This is a genomic window from Shewanella sp. ANA-3 (assembly GCF_000203935.1).
In the GTDB taxonomy this organism is placed as follows: Bacteria; Pseudomonadota; Gammaproteobacteria; order Enterobacterales; family Shewanellaceae; genus Shewanella.
The window spans coordinates 3323452-3344090 of the sequence record NC_008577.1 but is presented as its reverse complement, the minus strand read 5'-3'; the positions used below and the strand labels follow the sequence as shown (position 1 = coordinate 3344090).

General features: G+C 49.6%; 15 protein-coding genes. 10 read left to right on the top strand and 5 right to left on the bottom strand.

Annotated elements, in window-relative coordinates; translation table 11 throughout:
• Nucleotides 1-10: 10 nt before the first annotated feature.
• Entirely contained in the window at nt 11-1408 is a 1398-nt protein-coding gene (gene tilS / locus SHEWANA3_RS14715) for a tRNA lysidine(34) synthetase TilS (protein WP_011717678.1), read from the top strand.
• A 50-nt stretch (nt 1409-1458) separates the two neighbouring features.
• On the opposite strand, the gene SHEWANA3_RS14710 is transcribed toward tilS, so the two are convergent.
• Nucleotides 1459-2349 (bottom strand): GGDEF domain-containing protein, encoded by an 891-nt coding sequence (locus SHEWANA3_RS14710; protein ID WP_011717677.1) that lies wholly within the window; start codon nt 2347-2349, stop codon nt 1459-1461.
• Between the two features lie 170 nt (nt 2350-2519).
• On the opposite strand from SHEWANA3_RS14710, the gene SHEWANA3_RS14705 reads away from it, so the two are divergent.
• The 9 genes from SHEWANA3_RS14705 to SHEWANA3_RS14660 all read left to right on the top strand — a co-directional run bounded on the left by SHEWANA3_RS14705 (nt 2520) and on the right by SHEWANA3_RS14660 (nt 15611).
• Complete coding sequence (locus SHEWANA3_RS14705; protein ID WP_011717676.1) at nt 2520-4466, top strand: monovalent cation:proton antiporter family protein; 1947 nt, start codon at nt 2520-2522, stop codon at nt 4464-4466.
• A gap of 265 nt (nt 4467-4731) precedes the next feature.
• Nucleotides 4732-6555, top strand: a complete 1824-nt coding sequence (locus SHEWANA3_RS14700) for a DUF885 domain-containing protein (protein WP_011717675.1) — start codon at nt 4732-4734, stop codon at nt 6553-6555.
• A gap of 184 nt (nt 6556-6739) precedes the next feature.
• Nucleotides 6740-9988, top strand: coding sequence for a DEAD/DEAH box helicase (locus SHEWANA3_RS14695; protein WP_011717674.1), 3249 nt, complete (start codon nt 6740-6742; stop codon nt 9986-9988).
• A 74-nt stretch (nt 9989-10062) separates the two neighbouring features.
• The gene (locus tag SHEWANA3_RS14690) at nt 10063-10821 is read left to right on the top strand and encodes a phosphatase (RefSeq protein ID WP_011717673.1); all 759 of its coding nucleotides are present in this window, start codon (nt 10063-10065) and stop codon (nt 10819-10821) included.
• A gap of 16 nt (nt 10822-10837) precedes the next feature.
• Nucleotides 10838-11953 (top strand): sugar nucleotide-binding protein, encoded by a 1116-nt coding sequence (locus SHEWANA3_RS14685; protein WP_244096566.1) that lies wholly within the window; start codon nt 10838-10840, stop codon nt 11951-11953.
• 347 nt (nt 11954-12300) lie between these two features.
• Nucleotides 12301-13107, top strand: coding sequence for a 3'(2'),5'-bisphosphate nucleotidase CysQ (gene cysQ, locus SHEWANA3_RS14675; RefSeq protein WP_011717670.1), 807 nt, complete (start codon nt 12301-12303; stop codon nt 13105-13107).
• A gap of 62 nt (nt 13108-13169) precedes the next feature.
• Entirely contained in the window at nt 13170-14090 is a 921-nt protein-coding gene (gene mak / locus SHEWANA3_RS14670) for a fructokinase (RefSeq protein WP_011717669.1), read from the top strand.
• Nucleotides 14091-14233: 143 nt separating this feature from the next.
• Nucleotides 14234-14932 carry a YdcF family protein gene (locus SHEWANA3_RS14665; protein WP_041413098.1) on the top strand — a complete coding sequence of 233 codons (699 nt, stop codon included), beginning with the start codon at nt 14234-14236 and terminating at the stop codon, nt 14930-14932.
• Between the two features lie 4 nt (nt 14933-14936).
• Nucleotides 14937-15611 carry a DUF2982 domain-containing protein gene (locus SHEWANA3_RS14660; RefSeq protein ID WP_011717667.1) on the top strand — a complete coding sequence of 225 codons (675 nt, stop codon included), beginning with the start codon at nt 14937-14939 and terminating at the stop codon, nt 15609-15611.
• A 112-nt stretch (nt 15612-15723) separates the two neighbouring features.
• On the opposite strand, the gene SHEWANA3_RS14655 is transcribed toward SHEWANA3_RS14660, so the two are convergent.
• The 4 genes from SHEWANA3_RS14655 to napF all read right to left on the bottom strand — a co-directional run bounded on the left by SHEWANA3_RS14655 (nt 15724) and on the right by napF (nt 20591).
• Nucleotides 15724-18012, bottom strand: coding sequence for an OmcA/MtrC family decaheme c-type cytochrome (locus SHEWANA3_RS14655; protein WP_011717666.1), 2289 nt, complete (start codon nt 18010-18012; stop codon nt 15724-15726).
• Nucleotides 18013-18436: 424 nt separating this feature from the next.
• Nucleotides 18437-19414: a LysR family transcriptional regulator gene (locus tag SHEWANA3_RS14650; RefSeq protein ID WP_041412684.1), complete on the bottom strand. Its 978-nt coding sequence runs from the start codon at nt 19412-19414 to the stop codon at nt 18437-18439.
• Between the two features lie 154 nt (nt 19415-19568).
• Nucleotides 19569-20012 (bottom strand): polymer-forming cytoskeletal protein, encoded by a 444-nt coding sequence (locus SHEWANA3_RS14645; protein ID WP_011717664.1) that lies wholly within the window; start codon nt 20010-20012, stop codon nt 19569-19571.
• 93 nt (nt 20013-20105) lie between these two features.
• Nucleotides 20106-20591 carry a ferredoxin-type protein NapF gene (napF, locus tag SHEWANA3_RS14640; protein WP_011717663.1) on the bottom strand — a complete coding sequence of 162 codons (486 nt, stop codon included), beginning with the start codon at nt 20589-20591 and terminating at the stop codon, nt 20106-20108.
• Between the last annotated feature and the right edge of the window lie 48 nt (nt 20592-20639).

The following is a 20639-nucleotide window of genomic DNA, read 5'->3' as shown; positions in this document are numbered from 1 at the left end:
GGTGAGTGCAATGGCGGCGGTGGAACTTTGTGCCCATATAGCGCGATTTTTAGCGAGCTTACCACTGCAAGCGGGGAGCAAGTTAGTCCTCGCTTACAGTGGCGGTGTCGATTCCGAAGTGCTCGCCTACGGTTTGAGTGAATTCGCCAAACATCACCCCGAGTTTCATTATCAGCTGATTTATGTGCACCATGGCTTGAGCCCTAATGCCGACGCTTGGGCCGAGCACTGCCAAACTCGCGCCGCCAACTATGGTTTACCAATCACGGTGGAACGAGTACAACTCACCCTCGGGCCGAGAGTGAGTATTGAGGCCGAGGCGCGAAAAATGCGTTATCAGGCGATATTGCAGCACCTTAAGCCTCAGGATGTACTGCTGACCGCCCACCATGAAGACGACCAACTCGAGACGATTCTACTCGCCCTCAAACGCGGTCAGGGCCCCAAAGGGTTAGCCGCCATGGGGCAAATCCAAATGCTCCCACTCGGCGAGAAGGGGGCTTGCCTGCAAGTGCGTCCCTTGCTCGATATTAGCCGTGAGCAGATTGAAGCTTTCGCTCAAACCCGACAGCTAGTGCATATCGAAGATGAAAGTAATCAAGACGATAAATACGATCGTAACTTTTTACGCCTCGAGATTATCCCACGCCTAAAAGCACGTTGGCCCAGTATCGCCACCACTGCAAGCCGTAGCGCTCAGCTTTGCGCGGAACAACAGGCTGTAGTGGATGCCGAGGTGAGTGAGCGTTTACCTAAGCTGTTAACCGAGGCGCACTTTACCCAGCAAACCGTGCTTAAGCTTGATGAGCTGGCTACACAAACCAGTGAATGGCAGGGATTGCTGCTGCGGGGCTTTATCGAATCACAAGGCTTTGGACTGCCTTCCTATGTGCAGTTGCAGCAAATCCTGCAGCAGTTAATGGGGGCTAAAGAGGATGCCAAAGTACAGCTCCAGATTGGTGACTGTGTTCTGCGCCGCTTTGCAGGCATGCTTTATCTGGATACGGTAAACACCGTATCCGCCGCGCCGCGCATCACTACGCGCGAACTGCATCAAGATATTCTGGCTTTACTCACTCAAGCATCAACAAGAGTTGAGGATAAAATTGCGCCATTTACCTTAGCTACAACGGGTCCTCGGCTGTGTTTACCCAAGGCAGGTGAGGTGGTGAGCCTGCGTTATCAGTTACCGGGACAATTTCGCTGTCAGCCGCATTTTCGCGATAAGGGACGCGAGCTTAAAAAACTCTGGCAAGAATGCGCTGTGCCGCCATGGTTACGTGCTGAGGTGGGGTTCTTGTTCTATAACGAGCGTTTAGTGATGGCGCTGGGACTCTGGGTCGAAAAGGCATTTTGTGCCCAAGGGGATGATGTCGGGCTTAAGTTTGATGGGCAAGCAATCGGATAGCAGAGTGTATTTGCCATGCTTTATCGCAAGTGAGCAGCATCCATGCTCGATTAAGATAGTTGGGCTGGACTTAACTTGTAGCAATTACGACCCGAGGCTTTGGCTTGATACAAGGTTTTATCCGCTTGCTCGTAGAGTTGTTCGGCTTCCATTGTATCGCTCGCCTCAGCCGCACCTAAGCTACTGCTTACGCCAAATTGATGGAAACTCGCATGGGCATTGGTCGCTGTGACGATACGTTCGCACAGTAAGCCTGCCGCATGAATATTGCCTTGCACTATCACCACAAACTCGTCGCCTCCGATACGGAAGGCCTGATCTGTACTGCGGATACTGCTACGGATAATGTCTCCAAACTCCTTCAAAATATAATCACCGCATTTGTGACCATACCTATCGTTAAGCTGCTTAAAATTATCCAAATCCAATACGATAAGTGATACCGCGCCTTGTTTTCTGTGGGCTCTGGCCACCGCATTTTTCAAACTTTGAGTGTAATAATGACGATTGCCAAGGCCGGTGAGGGAGTCGAACATCGCCTGCATCGACATCTCTTGATACTGCATGGCATTTAATAATGGTTGCAGCAGCAAGGGCTCAATCTCTTGCAGGATAATGGTCTGCGAAGGTGTGAGCGGCGTCAGCAGTTGATACTGCAGTGTCAGTGGGGTGCCGCCACAGATGATCTGTCGTTTCAGACTGATCCCATAACGTTTGCCCCAGCTTAATTTTTGTTGCTCGGCTTGCAGGCGAACACCTTGGACGGGCAGATGTTGTCCTAGCACTTTGCCGTAGCAGGCAAAGACTGTCCGCGGATCTAGGCTGGCATGCAGTTGCTGGATCACTTGAACTAAATCCAATGACGACGTTGTTGGGCGATACGCCTCTGTTTGATAGTTATAATCGTCTGGATATAAGGTTGTCGCTAAGCCAAAGTCCATTATGTTTACCCCAGCAAATGAAATGGCAATTGGAACTATTGTCCATATTAAGCAATATGTGTGCCGTGTTGTTTGCTAATAAAATTTGTCTTTGTATGTCACTCAGTTAAGCTTAAAGCGCACTCCCATATTTTTGACACGCCAGTTATTTGACAGGAGTTATCGAGCCTATGGAGCATGGTTTCTTGATCCAAGTTCTCCTTATGTTGCTGATCGCCATCGTCGCGATTGCCTTGCTGCGGCGTATCGGCTTGCCGGCGATTTTGGCGTATTTATTAACCGGAGTGGTGAGTGGCCCCAGTGGATTCCACTGGTTTACCCAGCAGCAAATGCAGTCCGTCGCCGAACTTGGGGTTGTGCTCTTGATGTTTACGCTGGGACTCGAGTTTTCGGTGCCAAGATTGTGGGCCATGCGCAGAACCGTATTTGGATTAGGTAGCGCGCAGGTGATTGTCACCACAGTACTCACTATGTTGGTTGCCTTAGCCTGTGGCTTGAATGGCATAGAATCTTTAGTTATAGGCGCAGCGATTGCCCTTTCCTCCACCGCGATTGTACTCAAGCTACTTAATGAGCAGGGCTGGCTTAGGCGCCGTCATGGCGAGCTGTCGGTCAGTGTGTTGTTATTTCAGGATTTAGCCGTCGTTCCTCTGCTTATTTTGCTGCCATTACTCGGGCAGAATGATGAGCCCTTGATGTTAGCGACGATTACCTTGGCGCTACTTAAGGGGATTCTTGCCTTCTTTTTACTGATGGCCTTAGGCAAATGGGCTTTGCCTCGCTTGTTTGATGAGGTGGCAAGATCCCGCTCCAATGAACTCTTTGTACTCTCGACGCTGGTGGTGGCTTTAGTTACGGGAGCTTTTACCCAGTGGTTAGGTTTGTCTATGGCGCTCGGCGCCTTTATGGCGGGAATGCTGCTCGGTGAGAGTCAATACCGCCGCCAGCTAGAGGCGGATATTCGGCCGTTTCGCGATTTACTCATGGGGCTGTTTTTTATCTCCATCGGCATGATGCTCGATTTCGCACTGGTGATGCAATTCTGGTGGCAGATTTTACTGATCTTGCTCGCAGTCGTGGTGGGCAAAGCGCTGATAGTCCATGGTTTATTGCGACTGGTCGGCGAGCCTTTTCGGATTGCTATCAGCACGGCTTTGAGTCTGGCTCAGGTCGGCGAATTCAGTTTTGTGGTGTTAGCCCTTGCCGTAAGTTATGGGTTATTGAGCAATCAGCTCAGTACTATGCTGGTGATGGTTGCGGTATTGTCTATGAGCATTGCCCCTTGGTTGGTGCGCCATAGCGTAGATATTGCCAAGTGGCTGTTAGGGATCCGCCAGTCGGGGCATGTGGATGAAGTGGTGCCGATTATTACCGAGGACCATGATCTGGTGGTGATTTTAGGTTACGGACGTGTTGGTCAAACCATAGCCCGGTTTTTAAAGACAGAAGCCGTGCCCTATTTGGTACTCGATCTTGACCCCACGCGGGTGTCTGAGGCGCGCCGGGCAGGGGAGCCGATTTACTTTGGCGATGTGTGTAAGCGGGCAATCCTTAAGCAGGTAGGGATTAAACACGCCAAAATGATCGTTATTACCTTCTGCGAAACCCGCAGTTTAGAAGAAGCCTTACCCCTGTGTAAGCAATTGGCGCCCGACGCTAAAATTCTGGTCAGAACCCGCGATGACAGTGAGTTAGACATGCTGCAAAAGGCGGGGGCGAATCAGGTGATCCCCGAAACTTTAGAGGGCAGTTTGATGTTGGTCTCGCAGGTGCTGCATCAATGTGGTGTACCGTTGGCGCGGATCCTTAAGCGACTGGAGTCGGAGCGGCGCAACCATTATCAATTTTTACACGGTTTCTTCTCGGGTACCGAAACTGACTTTACCTTAGAGTCGCTCCATGCCGTGCTGTTACACCGCGGCGCGGATGCCGTGGGTAAGCAAGTGGCGGATATTGACTGGGAGCTGCTTCGGGTAGAGTTAAGGGCCATCCGTCGCAGCGGCGCCGAAGTTGAACATCCTGCGCAGGATTGGGTCTTTCGCGCGGGTGATATTTTACTGATTGTGGGTAAGCCCAGAAGGCTTGAAAAAGCCGAGGCTAAGCTATTGCATGGATAGCTGTATGCTTGCTTAGGTAGTGACATCACGGCTTGCAAAAGTAGCCGCAATCCTAACTTATCAATGTGCTCGTTGCGCATTGTGTTAACCGTTCGCTATCTGCTTATTCTTCTGATAGTTTTTGCCGGGCTGAGGCGCTATGCTGGCAAACACTAATTGCAATGATTCGTTACGTTATAAAATTGTTGCTTAACTGTGATGGTGGTATTCTCGCTGCCAAATTATCTTGGGCGCATGGTCCCGACAATGGCAAGGAGCGTGAATATTGAAAACGGTATTAAAACGAATTGGACTGGGCACTCTTGCCTTAGTGCTGTTGCTCGGGGCGCTCGCCGCCCATGAATGGTTTGCGAAAAAGCCTTTTTTCTTCCGCGCATTTTTAGATAGAAGCATGGTCAAAATGGCATTCGAAAGCCCCGAGACCTTAACCTCCTTGGGATTTTTAGAATCCGTTGGCATCACTGGCCACAATGCCTTGCTCGACGATGATAGCCCAGCGGCCATGGATAAAACCTTTACCCAAGTCCGTGCCCTAAGGGATACCTTACTCAGCTACCAAGATACCGATCTGGATGATAATCAGCGCATTTCCAAGGACATCGCACTGTATCTGGCGGATTTTGCCTTAGCATCTGAACCCTATCGTTACCACAATTATCCAGTCAATCAGTTGTTTGGTGTGCAAAATGGTTATCCGAGCTTTATGCAGGCTCAGCATCAGGTGCACTCGGTTGAAGATGCCGAAAACTACCTATCACGCTTAATTGCGGTGAAGACTAAATTTGGCCAAACCTTAGAAGGATTAAAGCTTCGAGAGGCTAAGGGCATTATTCCGCCTAAGTTTGTGATTGAGCGGGTGCTAACCGAGATGAATGACTTCATCAACGCGCCCGTCGAAGACAATATTCTCTATAGCTCCTTTAAGACTAAGCTCGCCGACACGCAAATCAGTGCCGATGAACAGGCGCGTTTGCTCGCGCAGGCAAAAGCCAATATCGAATCCGATGTTAAACCGGCATATCGACTCTTTATCGATTACTTCACGGCGTTACAAGCCAAAGCGGGTACGGACGATGGTTATTGGGCTTTGCCGAATGGGGACGTCGCCTATGAGCAGTTGCTGAAGTTTTTTACCACCACAAATTACAGCGCCGATGAGATCCATGCCAAGGGATTAGCCGAGGTGAGCCGTATTCAGGACGAAATCATGACGATTTTGGCCGCGCAGGGATACGACACCAGCCAAGGATTCTCGGTGGCAATCGAAGCGCTGGCCGCCGATCCTAAGTTCTATTATGAAGACTCAGATGCGGGCCGGGCGCAGATCTTAGTGGATTACCAAAAAATCCTCGACGAGGTGAATGCGGGCTTAGATAACGCCTTCCGTATTCGTCCTAAAGCGGGGATGGAAGTGGTGCGCATTCCTGAATTTAAAGAGAAAACTGCACCGGGCGCTTATTACCAGCAGCCGGCGATTGATGGTAGTCGTCCGGGGCGTTTCTACGCCAACCTGTTCGATATCAAAGCGACCCCTAAATACGGCATGCGTACCTTGGCTTACCATGAGGGCATCCCAGGGCATCACTTCCAAATCGCGGTGGCTATGGAGCTTGAAGGGCAACCGCTGATCCGCAAGATGGCACCTTTTACGGCCTATATCGAAGGTTGGGCGCTCTATTCTGAGCGTTTAGCCTGGGAACTCGGTTTTCAGCAAGATCCCTTCGACAATATTGGTCGATTACAGGCGGAGCTGTTTAGGGCCGTGCGTCTGGTTGTCGATACGGGTATCCACCATAGCCGCTGGACCCGTGAGCAAGCCATTGACTATATGAAACAAAACACCGGTATGTCCGATCGCGACGTGACCGCCGAAATCGAGCGTTATATCGTTATGCCCGGTCAAGCGACGGCCTATAAGGTGGGCATGATGAAAATTCTCGAACTGCGGGAAAAAGCCAAACAAGCCCTAGGGGATAAATTCGATTTACGGGATTTTCACGATGTAGTGCTGAAAAATGGTGCGGTTCCCTTAGATATTCTAGAAAAATTAGTTGACCGTTATATCGCCGAAAAACGCAGCCAAGCCTAAGCTTGCATGAGCTAACGACCCGCAGGCGAGCCCTGCGGGTATGTTATCCGGCTCTCGTATGTGAGTCCTATTCTGGCTTTCCCCATTAGGTTTCAATACAATTCTCCCTTACACGTTGATAAATGCCTTAGACAATCATGGGTTATTGTCCGTCGAGGTATTTTTGAGTTTCAAGGTTTTGCAGATGAATCGCTTGTCCCCCCAAGAGCCAATCCAATTGACTCAAACGGCTATTGAGTCCTTATTCACGCCGCCGACACTGATGCGCGCCCGTGATTATGTGATGCAGGGGAGGGTGTTAAGCGCGAAAGCCAATGCCGATTTTCGCCATATCGAAGGCACAGTCACGGGCACGGAAACCACGCCCTATCGTCAGGATATTCGTCTAGTCAGTGTCAATCATAAACTCGTGATGAATGGCTTCTGTTCCTGCCCTGCCAGCGGCAACTGTAAACATATGGCCGCGGTGCTCTACAGTTTGCTCACGGATAAAACCGTTGAAGATCAACGTATCGCTCAATGGTTACACCTACTCGATGAAGCCGATGACCCCAATATGAATGATGTCGAATCCCTCTACGATGACAGGGTGCTGTATATCCTCTCAAAGGACGATAACGGGGTGTTTATTGAGCTGAGACGCGGCAAGCTTGGCAAGAAGGGCGGTTACAATAAGGGCACTAAGATTGCGCTCTCGGACGTGCAATATTATATGCCCGCTTGGATTGGCGCCGAGGATGTGCTGATCTTAAATCTTATTATGTCGACCAGACGCCACGGTGCATCACGCCTGTATCTTAAGGCGCAATTAGGGGCGGTAGCGATTGAGAAAATGCTCGCTACCGAACGCTGCTTCTGGGAGGAGAGCCGCCTCGCATTAACCGCGGGTGAGGCCATTACACCGCAATTTCTTTGGCAGGATATCGACAGCGAACACAAGCAAATGCGCCTAGTCTTACCCGAGCGGGATAACTGGGAGCTGGTGCCGACAGAGCCGCCTTACTATATCGAGCTGGATTATTTTCACATCGGCCTTATCGATACCGACATTAGCGTCGATAAGCTTCGGCTACTCAGCCAAATGCCGCCCGTGCCGAGCACTCAGGTTGAATTGGTGAGCCATCGACTGATCAAGCATTTTTCGGCGCGTACTGTACCGCCGCCAAGTGCCATCGATTTTGTCGAGCTGAGAGATAAGTTACAGCTTCGTTTGACGCTTAAGGCAATCCCCGCAGGCACAATGCCACTTGGCAGCACGCAGCCGTCTGCACTGGATACTCGCATCGCCCAGCCGTATCTCGCGCTGGAATTTGTCTACGGGGATCTCGTTTTAAGTGGCAATGCCGCCAAAGAAGCATTAACCCTAGTGACTCAAGGCGGAACCACCTATCAAATTAACCGCACGCTTGAAGAAGAGCTGCAAGCCGTGTCAAAGTTGCAAACCCTTGGCTTTAGCCGCTTTAGCTTGGAGGGCGCAGCAAATGGGGCTTCCCTCTGGAGCTTAGGCAACTTGCCCGATGCGATTCGGGAATGGCTAGCGTTTATCGATGAAGAAGTCCCAAAATTACAAACTCAAGGTATAGAGGTGCGATTTGCCCCAGAGTTTAGCCTTAAGGTGGTCGATACGCCGTTAACGGTTGAGCTGGATGACAGTCAAGAAGGCTGGTTCTCTCTGTCGTTACATGCCGATATCAATGGCCAACGCTTACCTATGTTGCCGCTGGTGGCCACTTGGTTAAAACAACATGGTGAGCCGGCTGATGATGCCGAGTTATTGCTACCCAGCCCCTCTGGCGAATGGCTTAAAATTAAGGCCAGTGTTATCAAGCCTTTAATGAGCATTATTCAAGAGTTGTTTGAGCAGCATCGCGGCCAGAGTATCGCCTTACCTAAGTACCGTGCGCATTTACTCAATGAGTTAGCCGAAAGCGAGATTAGCCTGCTCAATGGTGAAAGGGTGCGTCAGCTCGCGACAAAGTTAGCCGAATTTAATGGTGTGGTTGCGGTCAGCGCGCCGACGGGACTGAATGCACAGCTGCGGGCTTATCAGCAGCAGGGCTTAAATTGGCTTTGTTTTTTAAAGGAATATCAACTCGGCGGCATCTTAGCCGACGACATGGGGCTTGGGAAAACCATTCAAACCTTGGCATTTCTGCTAAAGCAGCAGGAGGCTAAATCCGTTGGGCAACCAAGACTGCCGAGTCTGATTATTTGCCCAACCAGTTTAGTGGGGAACTGGGCGAAGGAGGCGGCCAAGTTTGCGCCGTCGTTAACCTTGGCGGTGATTCATGGCGCGCAGCGTGGGCCGCTGTTATCGCGATTAAGCGAGTTTGATGTCGTCGTCACAACTTATCCCCTTATGGTGCGGGATTACGATTATTACCAGGCTCAGCCGTTTGAGCATATCGTGCTTGATGAGGCGCAGCAGATTAAAAACGCCCAAGCCAAAGTGAGCCAGCAAATTAAGGCGTTGCAAGCGCCGTTTAGACTCTGCCTTACCGGCACGCCCCTTGAGAATCATTTAGGTGAACTCAAGTCATTGATGGATTTTTGTTTACCGGGACTCTTGGGAACAACGGCCTATTTCAATAAGGCGTTTCGCTATCGGATTGAGCGTTATGGCGATAGCGAGCAGGCGAAGGTGTTGAGTCAACGTATCGCCCCCTTTGTGCTAAGGCGAACCAAGGCCGAGGTGGTGACTGAGCTGCCGCCTAAAACCGAGATCCTTCAAACCCTAGAGCTTGAGAAAGACCAGCGTAATCTATACGAAAGTATTCGCCTGAGTATGGAGAAAAAAATTCGAGAATTGTTTGCAACCCAAGGCGTGGCGGGCAGCCATATCGAGTTTTTAGATGCCTTGCTCAAATTGCGCCAAGCCTGCTGCGATCCGCGGTTAGTCAAACTAGAGCAAGCGCAAAAGGTTAAAAATAATGCCAAGCTAAATTGGCTAAACCAAAACCTGCCGGAAATGGTGCAGGAAGGTCGCAAGATTTTAATCTTCAGCCAATTTACCAGTATGTTGCTGTTAATTGAGGAATTGCTGCAATCCCTCAACATCGACTACAGCAAACTGACGGGGCAAACTCGGCTGCGTCAGGGGCAAATTGATAAGTTCCAAGAAGGCGATACGCCGGTATTTTTAATCAGCTTAAAGGCGGGCGGCACTGGGCTTAATCTCACCGCGGCGGATACGGTTATCCATTACGATCCTTGGTGGAATCCGGCGGCAGAAAAGCAAGCGACGGACAGGGCGCACCGGATTGGTCAAGAAAACCCAGTGTTCGTCTACAAGCTGATTGCCGAAGGCACGGTCGAAGAGAAAATCCAAGAAATGCAGCAGCATAAGCAAGGTTTAGCGGATAGTATTCTCGAAGGAAAGGGCAAAGGCGCGTGGCAAGGCAGTGCCGATGAATTGCTCTCGCTTTTCCACTAGCTAAGTCTAAGGGACGTTAACCGAATAATGGTTAACACCATACTGAACACAATAGTACAAGACAGAGGTGACCCATGCAGTACCCAGTCGATACCCATACCCATACCTTGGCATCTACCCATGCCTATAGCACTATCCACGATTATTTGGCGGTGGCGAAGCAAAAGGGGATCCGTCTGTTTGCCACCACTGACCATGGCCCGGCGATGGCGGATGCACCGCATTTTTGGCATTTTGTGAATTTACGCGTGCTCCCGCGTATGGTTGATGGCGTGGGGATTTTACGCGGCATCGAGGCCAATATTAAAAACCGCGAAGGTGAAATCGATTACTTTGGCGATTATCTGTCGCAGCTCGATATTGTGTTGGCAGGATTCCATGAACCAGTATTTCCGCCTTCGGATAAGGCCACCCATACCGAGGCGATGATTAACGCCATTAAAAGCGGCAAGGTCGATATTATTACCCATCCGGGTAATCCTGCTTATCCCATTGATATTGAGGCTGTAGCCGCAGCTGCCGCCGAATATGGAGTGGCGCTTGAAATCAATAACTCCTCCTTTGAAGTCTCTCGCAAGGGCAGCGAAGCTAACTGCACCGCGATTGCTAAAGCGGCAAAAGAATTGGGGGCCACCTTAGTGATGGGCTCAGATTCCCATGTGGCTTTTAGTCTCGGCGGGTTTGACCGTGCCTTAAGTATTATTGAAGCAGTTGATTATCCAAAGGATAAGCTGCTTAATCGCTCACCGATGGCACTGCTTAACTTCTTAACTCAGCGGGGGCATCAAAGCGTTGCTGATTTAATGCCGTTGTTTAGCGACGATATCGCTTGAGGCGCCGACGTTAATAATGCGAAAGGATAACAAGGCGATGTATGCGCCTAATGGCGAGCCAGAATCGACAGCAACAGTATTGTTGACTGGCGCAGATAGCCAACTGTCTAAGGCTCTAGTGCGAGTGCTTGCCAGGGCGGCTTATCGATTCGATGGCCGCGCCTTTCGTGTGCACGCGCTTAGCCATGCCCAGTTAGATATTGGTGGTAAACAGAGCGTTGCCGCCGTCTTTGCCCACGTTAAACCTGACTGGGTGATCAACTGCGCCGCCTACAATGCGGTCGATAGGGCAGAAACGGCGGTGGATGAGGCTTATCGTGTCAATAGCCTTGGGCCAGAGTTATTGGCAAGCGAATGTGCGCTCACGGGCGCGCGTTTGGTACATATCTCCAGCGATTATGTGTTTAGCGGCGAGCCAGCGGAGGTTGCTGAACTGGCGTTAAATCAGAACAGCTTAACCGATAGCAGCTTAAGTAATAGTGGTTTAACTGAAAGCGGCTTAATTGAACGCGGGTTAACCGAAAGCGCCACACCAGCGCCCTTATCTGTCTATGGCAAGAGTAAACTCGCGGGGGAGCAAGCGGTGCTGCGCATCTTGGCTGAGCGCGGGATGGTTATTCGCACCGCATGGCTGTACGGTGTCGATGGGCATAATTTTGTGAAAACCATGCTGAGGTTGATGGCTACCATGCCCGATAGACAGCCACTCTCAGTGATAAACGACCAAATAGGTTCGCCGACATGGGCAGATGCACTCGCGCATCTTATTTGGCAGTTAATAGCGAGTCCGTTAAACGCTAGTGGCGAACCCAGACTATTCCATTATGCTGGGCATGGGCAATGCAGTTGGTATGAATTTGCCCTCGAAATCCAGCGCCAAGCCTTGGCACTGAAGTTATTAGATAAAGCGTTGCCGATTAGCGCCATAGATAGCCTAAGTTATGCTGCAAAAGCGCTTGAGAAAGGCAATAAACTGGCACCAAGGCCAAGTTACAGCGCGCTAAATAGCGATAGAGTTCGCCAGTACTTAACTAGGGAGAATTTGGCATTAACCCATAGCCCCGAGCTGTGGCGTGACTGGCGGTGGCAGCTTAAGGCTATGCTTGAAGATTATGCCGAAAAATGCCCTTAGCCATTATCTCTAACCATAAGTGGTTGTGAATGACGTTCAGTTCCTTTGAATACAAGATAAGTTGAATGCCCGAAGTGCTCCACCCAAGCTACTGATTTATTTCTCCAACCTGTTTTATTTTCAAGGCTGTGAATACGAATGCAGCCTAGGTAATGTCTCTTTTCAGCGTATTCAGCTTGGCTTAGACTCGACTTATTTAGCGTTTATGCCCGTGGCGTATGCTTTGCGCCTGAGTGAATTTGTCAGTGCCTTAGTCGATTTTGCTCGATATATGATGAATTTGTTCTTAATTATCAATTGCTGCCAGTGGCATAATGCCGAAAAGCAAATCGAATACAGGTGGCTAAGTGACAGATAATACAGTGATGGCAGCGCATTTTTCGAAGGCCGATTTACTGCGGGTGGTAAAGATTGCCCATGCGGCAGGCGACGCCATCATGGCAATTTATGCCCAAGAGGATTTTGCCGTTACGCAAAAGCGTGATGAGAGCCCGGTAACGGCGGCCGATTTGGTGGCTCACAAAGTTATCTTAGCCCAGCTTACCGAGCAATTTGCGGGCATTCCCGTGATGTCGGAAGAAGCGGCGGATATCGCCTGGGATGAACGTCGGCACTGGCAGACCTATTGGCTGATTGACCCTTTGGATGGCACTAAGGAATTTATTAAGCGAAATGGTGAGTTTACCGTCAATATTGCGCTTATCCATCAAGGTGTGGCTATTGCTGGTGTGGTTTATGCTCCCGTACTCAATACCGTTTATTTTGGCGCCAAACACTTAGGCGCTTGGCGACAGGATGGGCAACAAGAGCTAGTGCTACAGGGCTGTAATACGCCAAGGCAAATACCGATAGTGGTGGGTAGTCGTTCGCACTTAAGCCCTGATGTGGCGGAATATTTAAAGGATTTCGGTCAACACGAGATGTTAAGCGTGGGAAGCTCGCTGAAGTTTTGTATGTTGGCAGAGGGCAAGGCCGATCTCTATCCAAGATTAGGGCCTACGAGCGAATGGGATACGGCAGCCGCGCAGGCCGTGCTGGAAAGCGCAGGCGGCAAAGTTGTGTGTTATGACTCAGGTTTACCCTTAACCTACAATCAAAAACCTGACATATTAAACCCTTATTTTATTGCCACGGCACCAGGCTGGGCAGAATAACGAACAATGCCAAGGGCATCTGTACTGACGCCTTGGTCGAATAACAGTGGAGTAAGTCATTCATGATACGCATGGGCATCGATTTAGGTGGCACAAAAATAGAACTCGTCGCCTTAAGTGAGGAAGGTAATGAACTGTTTCGTAAGCGTATCAATACCCCTAGGGATTATCAGGGCACACTGAATGCCATCGTCGATTTAGTGAATGAGGCCGAAGCGACCTTAGGTGAAAAGGGCACGGTTGGCGTGGGGATCCCGGGAGTCATTTCTCCCTATTCAGGATTAGTCAAAAATGCCAACTCGACTTGGATCAACGGTCATCCCCTCGATGTGAATTTAGGGGAGCTGCTCGGCCGTGAAGTGCGAGTCGCTAACGATGCCAACTGTTTTGCGGTATCCGAGGCCGTCGATGGTGCTGCTGCGGGTAAATCCGTGGTGTTCGGGGTGATCATTGGCACGGGCTGCGGCGCGGGTGTGGCCATTAACGGTAAAGTACACGCTGGCGGCAATGGTATTGGCGGTGAGTGGGGCCATAATCCGCTGCCTTGGATGACCAAGGAGGAGTTTAATACTACCCGTTGTTTCTGCGGGAATCCCGATTGTATCGAAACCTTTATTTCTGGCACGGGCTTTGTTCGCGATTACAACGAGGCCCTCAGCCGTGCGGTGAATGTCCAAGCTGCACCCGCTAAATCTGGCACTGAGATCATGGCCTTAGTCGATGCGGGTGATGAAATGGCGATCGCGGCCTTTGATCGTTACATGGACAGACTGGCGCGCTCACTCGCCCATGTGATTAATATGCTCGACCCCGATGCGATTGTCCTCGGCGGTGGCATGTCTAATATTGAGGCGACCTATCCAAGATTACCTGCATTATTAACTCGTTATGTTGTGGGGCGTGAATGCCGTACTCCAGTGGTGCAGAATCTCTATGGCTGCTCTTCGGGTGTGCGCGGCGCCGCTTGGTTATGGGAAAAATAACCCAGTAACGTTAGGTTTTCACTCGTGACAACGCATCGCCTTGGCGATGCGTTTTGCTTTCTTTTGATGTTATGATTGCGCTCCTTTGAACGATTGGGCTCTAACGCATGTTTTGGGTTAAGAAAGTTGTCTCTCAGGCAATCATGCCTATTCCATTTATTCTGTTGTTATTACTGCTGTCTTTGTTGATTTGGCGCAAACCTAGGTTAGCAAAATGGGCCATTGGCGGTGTATTTACGCTGCTTTTAGTGCTTAGCAGTCAATTAAGTGTCGACTATCTCGTAAAACCGCTCGAGGCTCAATATCCCATTAATTCCACTCCTTTTGCGGGTACCTGTGTGGTGATGGTGCTGGGTTCTGCTCACTCCGATATCCCAGGTGCTACGGCAGTACAATCTTTATCGACGGTCGCCTTAGCGCGGCTAACGGAAGGACTAAGACAACTTAAATTAGGGCAAGACTGCACCTTAGTGGTCAGTGGCTGGGAAGGCGAGCTCACGCAGCATCCCCACGCTGAAGTGATGGCAAAGGCGGCGGTTGAACTCGGCGTTGATGCGACACGTATCGTTCAATTGCCTCTCCCGCGCGACACGATTGAAGAGGCGCACTATTTTAAAGAACACTTTGGTGATCAAGCAGTACGATTAGTTACCTCTGCTTCCCATATGCCAAGGTCGATGGCGATCTTTAGCGGTCAAGGATTAACGGCGAGCGCCGCGCCGACGGATTTTAGGGCAAGAGACGGTTTCTACTGGCGCTTGACTGCGGATAACTTACTCGCCTCGCAACGGGCGATACATGAATACATAGGCCGTTTGTGGCTCTGGATAAAACAGGGATAAAAATATGACGCAAGAGTCCGATGTTGTCTCGATTCGCCCGCTCTCAAAACGTAATGGTGTAACCTTAACGATTGTAGGCGCCAGTGCTTTTGTCTTAGGCTGTGGCCTATTTGTACTATTTCCCGAGCTATTTGCCGTGGGCTTAGTGTTTTTCAGCTTAGGTGCGATTGCCTTGATATTGGGCTTAGCCAAAGTGTACGAGCCTGAGACCACCTTAAGCATGGATGAGCAGGGGCTGACCTATTTTCATCGCCGCGGCAAAGTGGCGGTAAGCTGGAGCAATATTCAACGAGTAGATATTCCACGAGTTACTCAGGGTGTTGATACGATTGAGCTTTCCTATATCGGCATTAAGCTCAAACAGTTGAATCCTATCCTCGATAACATTTCATTGCGTCTTGCGGCGGGTTTATTGACTGAGCAGCGGCCATTACTGGTGACTGCAGCCTCACAGCAGGAAGATTTGGCAACCTTAGAAACCTACCTTGGCGCCGAGTTTAGCCCTTTAGTGGTCGATGGCGATCGCTACCGTGGGGTATTAGCGATGTTTGGTCATCGCTGCGTTATGCTCAATACTCACCTTGGTTATCATCTTTATATTCCCCACGACAGTTTAGACCGTGACCCGAGAGAATTTATTAAGCTGTTAAGGCAACGTATCGCGCAAAGTGCTACTTAAGTAGAACTACACGAATTAATCGCTATACATAAAAAAGGGGCTCCGAAGGAGCCCCAATAAGTTGCAGAGAGGAGACTCGGGTTGTGCAGGGGGCAACCCGAAGGTACTAGTACTAGTGTGCTACCTCTGCGTGTACCTTATCTATGCCATAGGTTTTACCTTCAGCATGGCAGGTCGCGCATGATTCTACTGGTAGGTTAGGATCGGTCACAGCATCAGCTTCGACAATCGCACCGTTACTTCTAAAGTGGGCTACGGCTGCTGCATCTGAGTGAGCGTGACAGGTGCGGCATGATTCAGCAACAGGGCTAATGTAGTTGCTGCCCACTTTGATAGAACGTTTGCCAGAAGTTAAACCACCGTCAGCTGCGAACAGGGTTGCACCATCTTTGTGACAGGCTGAACATGCGGTTTCTGGTGATGGATAACCTTCTAATTCGCCTGCTGCATTGCGGAAGATGCCTTCGACAACACCGAAGTTACCACTGTGGAAACGGTGAGCAACGGTGAATAGGTCTTTGTTGTTAAAGGTAACATCTGGATTCACAACTAACTTGCCATCTTCGCCTTTGTAGCCTGTTGCACCATGGCCAGAAGCACCAGTAGTATCGTTGTGACAGTTCATACATTGATCGAAGGTGTAAACCCCGTGTCTGTAGCCTTTCGCATAGTCTAAGCTACCATGACATGCGTTACATTTCGCTTCTTCAACTGTGATGCGAGCAGGGTCGTTCATACGGGCTACTGCAGGTGTGCCGCCGCTTAAGTTAAAGAATTTCACTGCTGAAGTGTTACCTACAGGGCTAGTTGGACCATATTCAAGTCCTTCAGTATTACAGCTAACCACTTTACCCGCTTTGGCACAGAAGTTGGCTTCAGAACCGACGTAGATAGTGCCAATTGCTTGTGCATCAGGGATATCTTTCACGAAGGTTAATACGCCACCTGACAGGGTACCGTTTTCCAGTTTCAGGCTCACAGCAGTAGGTTTAACGTCACGCCATGAGTATACAGTGCCATCGGTGGCCACATTACCCAGTAGCAAACCGTTAGCAGCAAGTATCGCTGTTGGGTTGCTGGTGGCATTGTAGGTTTTCAGGCTAGTGCCATCGGCAATGGTTGCACCATTTAAGGTCACATTGGCTTTCAGGGTTAGGGTTTGGTAGCCCACGGTTGCTGAAGTGCCTAGTGTTGCGCTGGTAAAATCGACAGTCATTAATGACGCGTATTCAGCACGTTTGCCGACACTGTGGACTGCTTCTGGCGTTAAGCTGCCGCTACCGTGACAGGATTTACATTGAGTGTCATCGGCTTGAGCTAAACCAAACTCAGAGTGGTTTTCACCGGTTGCGAAGTTGACATTGATATGACAACCCACGCAGGCTTGAGCGTAGATATTGGTGTTATAGCTTGGTTCACCATCGTGACAAGACTTACATTCTTTCAAGTCTGATGGGAAACCAATTTCACCGAAGTATTCTTTAGCTTCGCCAGACAGATAGTCCGCATTATGTTCGCCCGCATGGATGCGGTGGATCATAGGTGCAAAGTCGAATACCCAACCTTCAGCAAGTTGTGCATCACTTGGCACTTGGTCTGGGTTGTGGCAGGTTACGCAGTTTTTAACGTCTTGGTAGTTATGGTGAGCTTCAATCTTCGCGATATGGCCATCCACTTCACCGTGACAGTTTTTACAAGCCGCGCTCGATACTGTGTCTTTACCTGATGCCGCTAACTCATCGGTTGCAGGGATAAAGTCAACAGGCACTGAGAGCACCTTATCAGACAAGGCTACGCCTGCTGCGTTGACGATATTATAAGCGCGTAAAAAGACTCTGTGTACCGCATTAGGATTGTCATTTGGATTGATGATTGGCGCCGCACCATCATAGGTCCAAGTGGCAGTGTAAGTGCCTGGATTTGCAGTGTCTTCGGTTAATGTACACGCGTTTTTAGTACCGTTAAGGCCATTGAGTGTACAAGTTAAAGAGGTGCCCGCATTGTTTGCCATGGCATTGTTTTGCCATTCAATGGGAGCGCCCGTGCCCGAGGTGTTTTCATTCGCCGTTAACGAATAGAGGGCAATTTTGTCGAGTCCCATAAAGGGCACATCTTTGCCTGAGCTTTTTCCGGTTAAGCTGAACTTAACGCTAAAGCCTTCGCTACTGGTGACTTTAATGTCTGCTGGGCTGAGGGTGAATTTCAGATCAGTAATGGAGTCAGCGGTTTTAGCAAATGAGCCTGCAGGAAGTCCGGGTGTTCCTGGCGTGCCGGGTGTTCCTGGTGTGCCAGGGGTACCTGGTGCACCATCTTGCCCGTCTTTGCCGTCCCCGCAGGCGGTTAGACACAAGGCGCTGGTGAGCGCCAGTGCCAGTAGAGATTTATTGTAGTTTTTCATCATCGCGTCCCTTTTTCTTCTATAAGACTGCGTGTGCAGTGACTCTACTATAGGTCGATTCACCTACTTATAAAGTGGTATTTATAAGTTTGTATCTGATATGTGAACGATGATTTAACACACCAAAACGGCAATTCTAAAATCTGAAAATCAATATTTTAAAAGTTAAAATTTGCTGGGAAATATATGAGGTATCTCGCAGATTTTTTACTTTGGTTTTAGTGTTTTAAGTGGATTAATTTTCAATTAATTTTATCGGGTGATAGTAGTGGAGCTTGTATGCCATTTGTTTTTTGGCCGTAAAAAGGCATGAAAATGACTCTTGCGTTGAGTCAATTTTTATCCCTCTTTAGGTTGGATTTAACATTCAGAAGCAGATTTGCAACAAAGTAAATGGCGCCTGCATGCCATGGCAATAAGGCTGGATTTAGGCGTAAGTTTGGCTAAGCGCCGTCAGTAAGGAGCTGACGACGAGTTCACATTGGGCAGGGCTGTAACGTCGGTGGCTGCGAGGCTTTTCAACTAAATAATATTGTGGCGGCATAATAGTATCGTGCAGGCGATGCAGTTCGGTGAGCGGTAGCGGTGCTAATTTGAGCCCCGGCATATGTTTGACCGTGTGCATATCGATACCTGAGCAGAAGGCCACACTCTGCATGGTCAGTAGATGAGCGTACCATTCTTCTCTATCGAGTACCTTTTCGAGCGAAGGCAATAAGATCCCTTGGCGCTGACAGAAGAGCTCGAGAGGATCGATTCTGCTGTTAAATCCTTTGAGTTCAATGCACAAGAACGGATGGCGACATATCTGTTCTAGACTGATATGGGTTTGAACTTGCCATATGGGATGCTGCTTAGCGGCGACCACGTAAATCATCGAGATCCCACCCAAGCGACTGACGGTTAACTCTTTGCTCTCTGCATTCTCCAGTGAGATCCCAAAATCTAATTCTCCGGCGTGGATTAATTCGGCACTGTTTTCCTGCCACTTATGTAACCTGACTTGCCCTAACTCATCCACTGCTTCGGGGGAACTGAGCTGCGGCGCTAAAAAACTCAGCAACCCATTACTCACCGCTATTTGTAGCGGCCGCTCAACATGGCTGGTCGCATTTTGAATTTGTAGTGCGGATTGCTCTAAGTGATATACCGAATCGGTAAACTGGCAGATAGCAAAATAGAGGCTCTCGGCTAAAGGGGTGGGTTTGAGCCCCTGTTGACGGCGGTAGAATAGCTCATCGTTAAACGTTAATCGTAGGGCATTCAGGCAACGGCTAATCTTAGGAGCCGATACATTTAATGCTTTAGCCGCACTATTAGCATGGCCTGTATCAAAAATGCTTTTAAAGACGAGCAGGGTAAAGACGTCGAGTTCACAGATTTGTTTTAGTAAGGGATTGCTCATGGGATTGCCTTGCCTGTGCGCCCGATATGCAGACATTATTGATAGGCAAGGTTAGCAGTTGCCATACGGCTTAACTGTGATCCAATCGTTAAATTAACAAATGTGTAACCAATGGCGTGAATATAACAAGAGTAAAGGCAGCCAGCGTCTTTACTTAGTCTTGGCTTTCCGGCACAAGAGATGCTGAGGTTGACAGTAATACATTTGCAGAGCCGGGTGAGGGGAGCGGATGGGCATGGATGGTTTGGTGATCTTCCTTAATCCTTAACCCTATAAACTGGCCGCCTTCGCTGATCTGCATCGAGGTACACGCCACATCGCCATCGACAATACCATGGCCTTGGATGACCAAGCGCTCGCAAATCAATCGACCTTTAAAGTAGCCATCAATAATCAGTTCACGGCATTTAACCTCGCTATGAAGCTTACCTGTCCGCTCTACAATCACATTGGCCTGTGACAGGATTTGTCCTTGCACTTCACCGCCAATCAACACATCACCGGTAAATTCCATATTGCCCGTAAGTTTAGTCCCCTCGGCGATAAAGCTTAGTGCAGGGGAGGCGCTTCGGGTAAAGGTGAACTTTTTGCCAAACATGCTGATGAGAAACCTAGATGATTAGAGGAGATAGTGACCGTGAAATACTAACCTAAATACGCCGTGAAGCCCAGTAACACTCACGCTATAGGGTTATTCTACAGGCTTAATACTGATGGCTTGGCTCGGACAGGGGGCGACACAGGCACCGCAGCCAGTGCAAAGCTCGCTATCAATCTTCGGCATCGGCGCGTTACCCACGCTTAAGGTAAAGCTAATGGCGCGAGGCTCACAGGCATCCTTACAACTTTGGCACCAAATGCCCTGATATGTTAAGCAGTTATCTTGAATAACCGCTTTGTGTTGCCAAGGAGTTTGGGTCAAATCAAACAGCTTTTCTTCCGGGCAGACGCTCGCACATCGGCGACAAAAAGTGCACTCATTGTCCTTAAAGGAGACTTCGGGAAAGCCGCCATCTCCCTTGTAGATAATCTTCGTTTCGCAGGCTGTGATACAGGCCGTGCATCGGGTACAGATGTCAGTAAACTCAATGCCTTCGCGCACCCAAGGCGGTCTAATGGCCGAGGATTTACGGCGGCTAAAGAGATTACGGCGGCTGTGATTGATGCTTTCTGTCATAGGTCTTACGGAGTTTAATTGTGATAAGGGATAATAAAAATGGCTTGG

Bases quoted from the DNA above. Each gene is read 5' to 3' on its own strand.
- SHEWANA3_RS14690 (WP_011717673.1), top strand. From the start codon at position 10,063: ATGCAGTACCCAGTCGATACCCATACCCATACCTTGGCATCTACCCAT.
- SHEWANA3_RS14685 (WP_244096566.1), top strand. From the start codon at position 10,838: ATGCGAAAGGATAACAAGGCGATGTATGCGCCTAATGGCGAGCCAGAA.
- SHEWANA3_RS14645 (WP_011717664.1), bottom strand. From the start codon at position 20,012: ATGTTTGGCAAAAAGTTCACCTTTACCCGAAGCGCCTCCCCTGCACTA.
- SHEWANA3_RS14695 (WP_011717674.1), top strand. From the start codon at position 6,740: ATGAATCGCTTGTCCCCCCAAGAGCCAATCCAATTGACTCAAACGGCT.
- SHEWANA3_RS14705 (WP_011717676.1), top strand. From the start codon at position 2,520: ATGGAGCATGGTTTCTTGATCCAAGTTCTCCTTATGTTGCTGATCGCC.
- SHEWANA3_RS14650 (WP_041412684.1), bottom strand. From the start codon at position 19,414: ATGAGCAATCCCTTACTAAAACAAATCTGTGAACTCGACGTCTTTACC.
- napF (WP_011717663.1), bottom strand. From the start codon at position 20,591: ATGACAGAAAGCATCAATCACAGCCGCCGTAATCTCTTTAGCCGCCGT.
- SHEWANA3_RS14660 (WP_011717667.1), top strand. From the start codon at position 14,937: ATGACGCAAGAGTCCGATGTTGTCTCGATTCGCCCGCTCTCAAAACGT.
- mak (WP_011717669.1), top strand. From the start codon at position 13,170: ATGATACGCATGGGCATCGATTTAGGTGGCACAAAAATAGAACTCGTC.
- tilS (WP_011717678.1), top strand. From the start codon at position 11: ATGGCGGCGGTGGAACTTTGTGCCCATATAGCGCGATTTTTAGCGAGC.
- SHEWANA3_RS14665 (WP_041413098.1), top strand. From the start codon at position 14,234: ATGCCTATTCCATTTATTCTGTTGTTATTACTGCTGTCTTTGTTGATT.
- SHEWANA3_RS14655 (WP_011717666.1), bottom strand. From the start codon at position 18,012: ATGATGAAAAACTACAATAAATCTCTACTGGCACTGGCGCTCACCAGC.
- SHEWANA3_RS14710 (WP_011717677.1), bottom strand. From the start codon at position 2,349: ATGGACTTTGGCTTAGCGACAACCTTATATCCAGACGATTATAACTAT.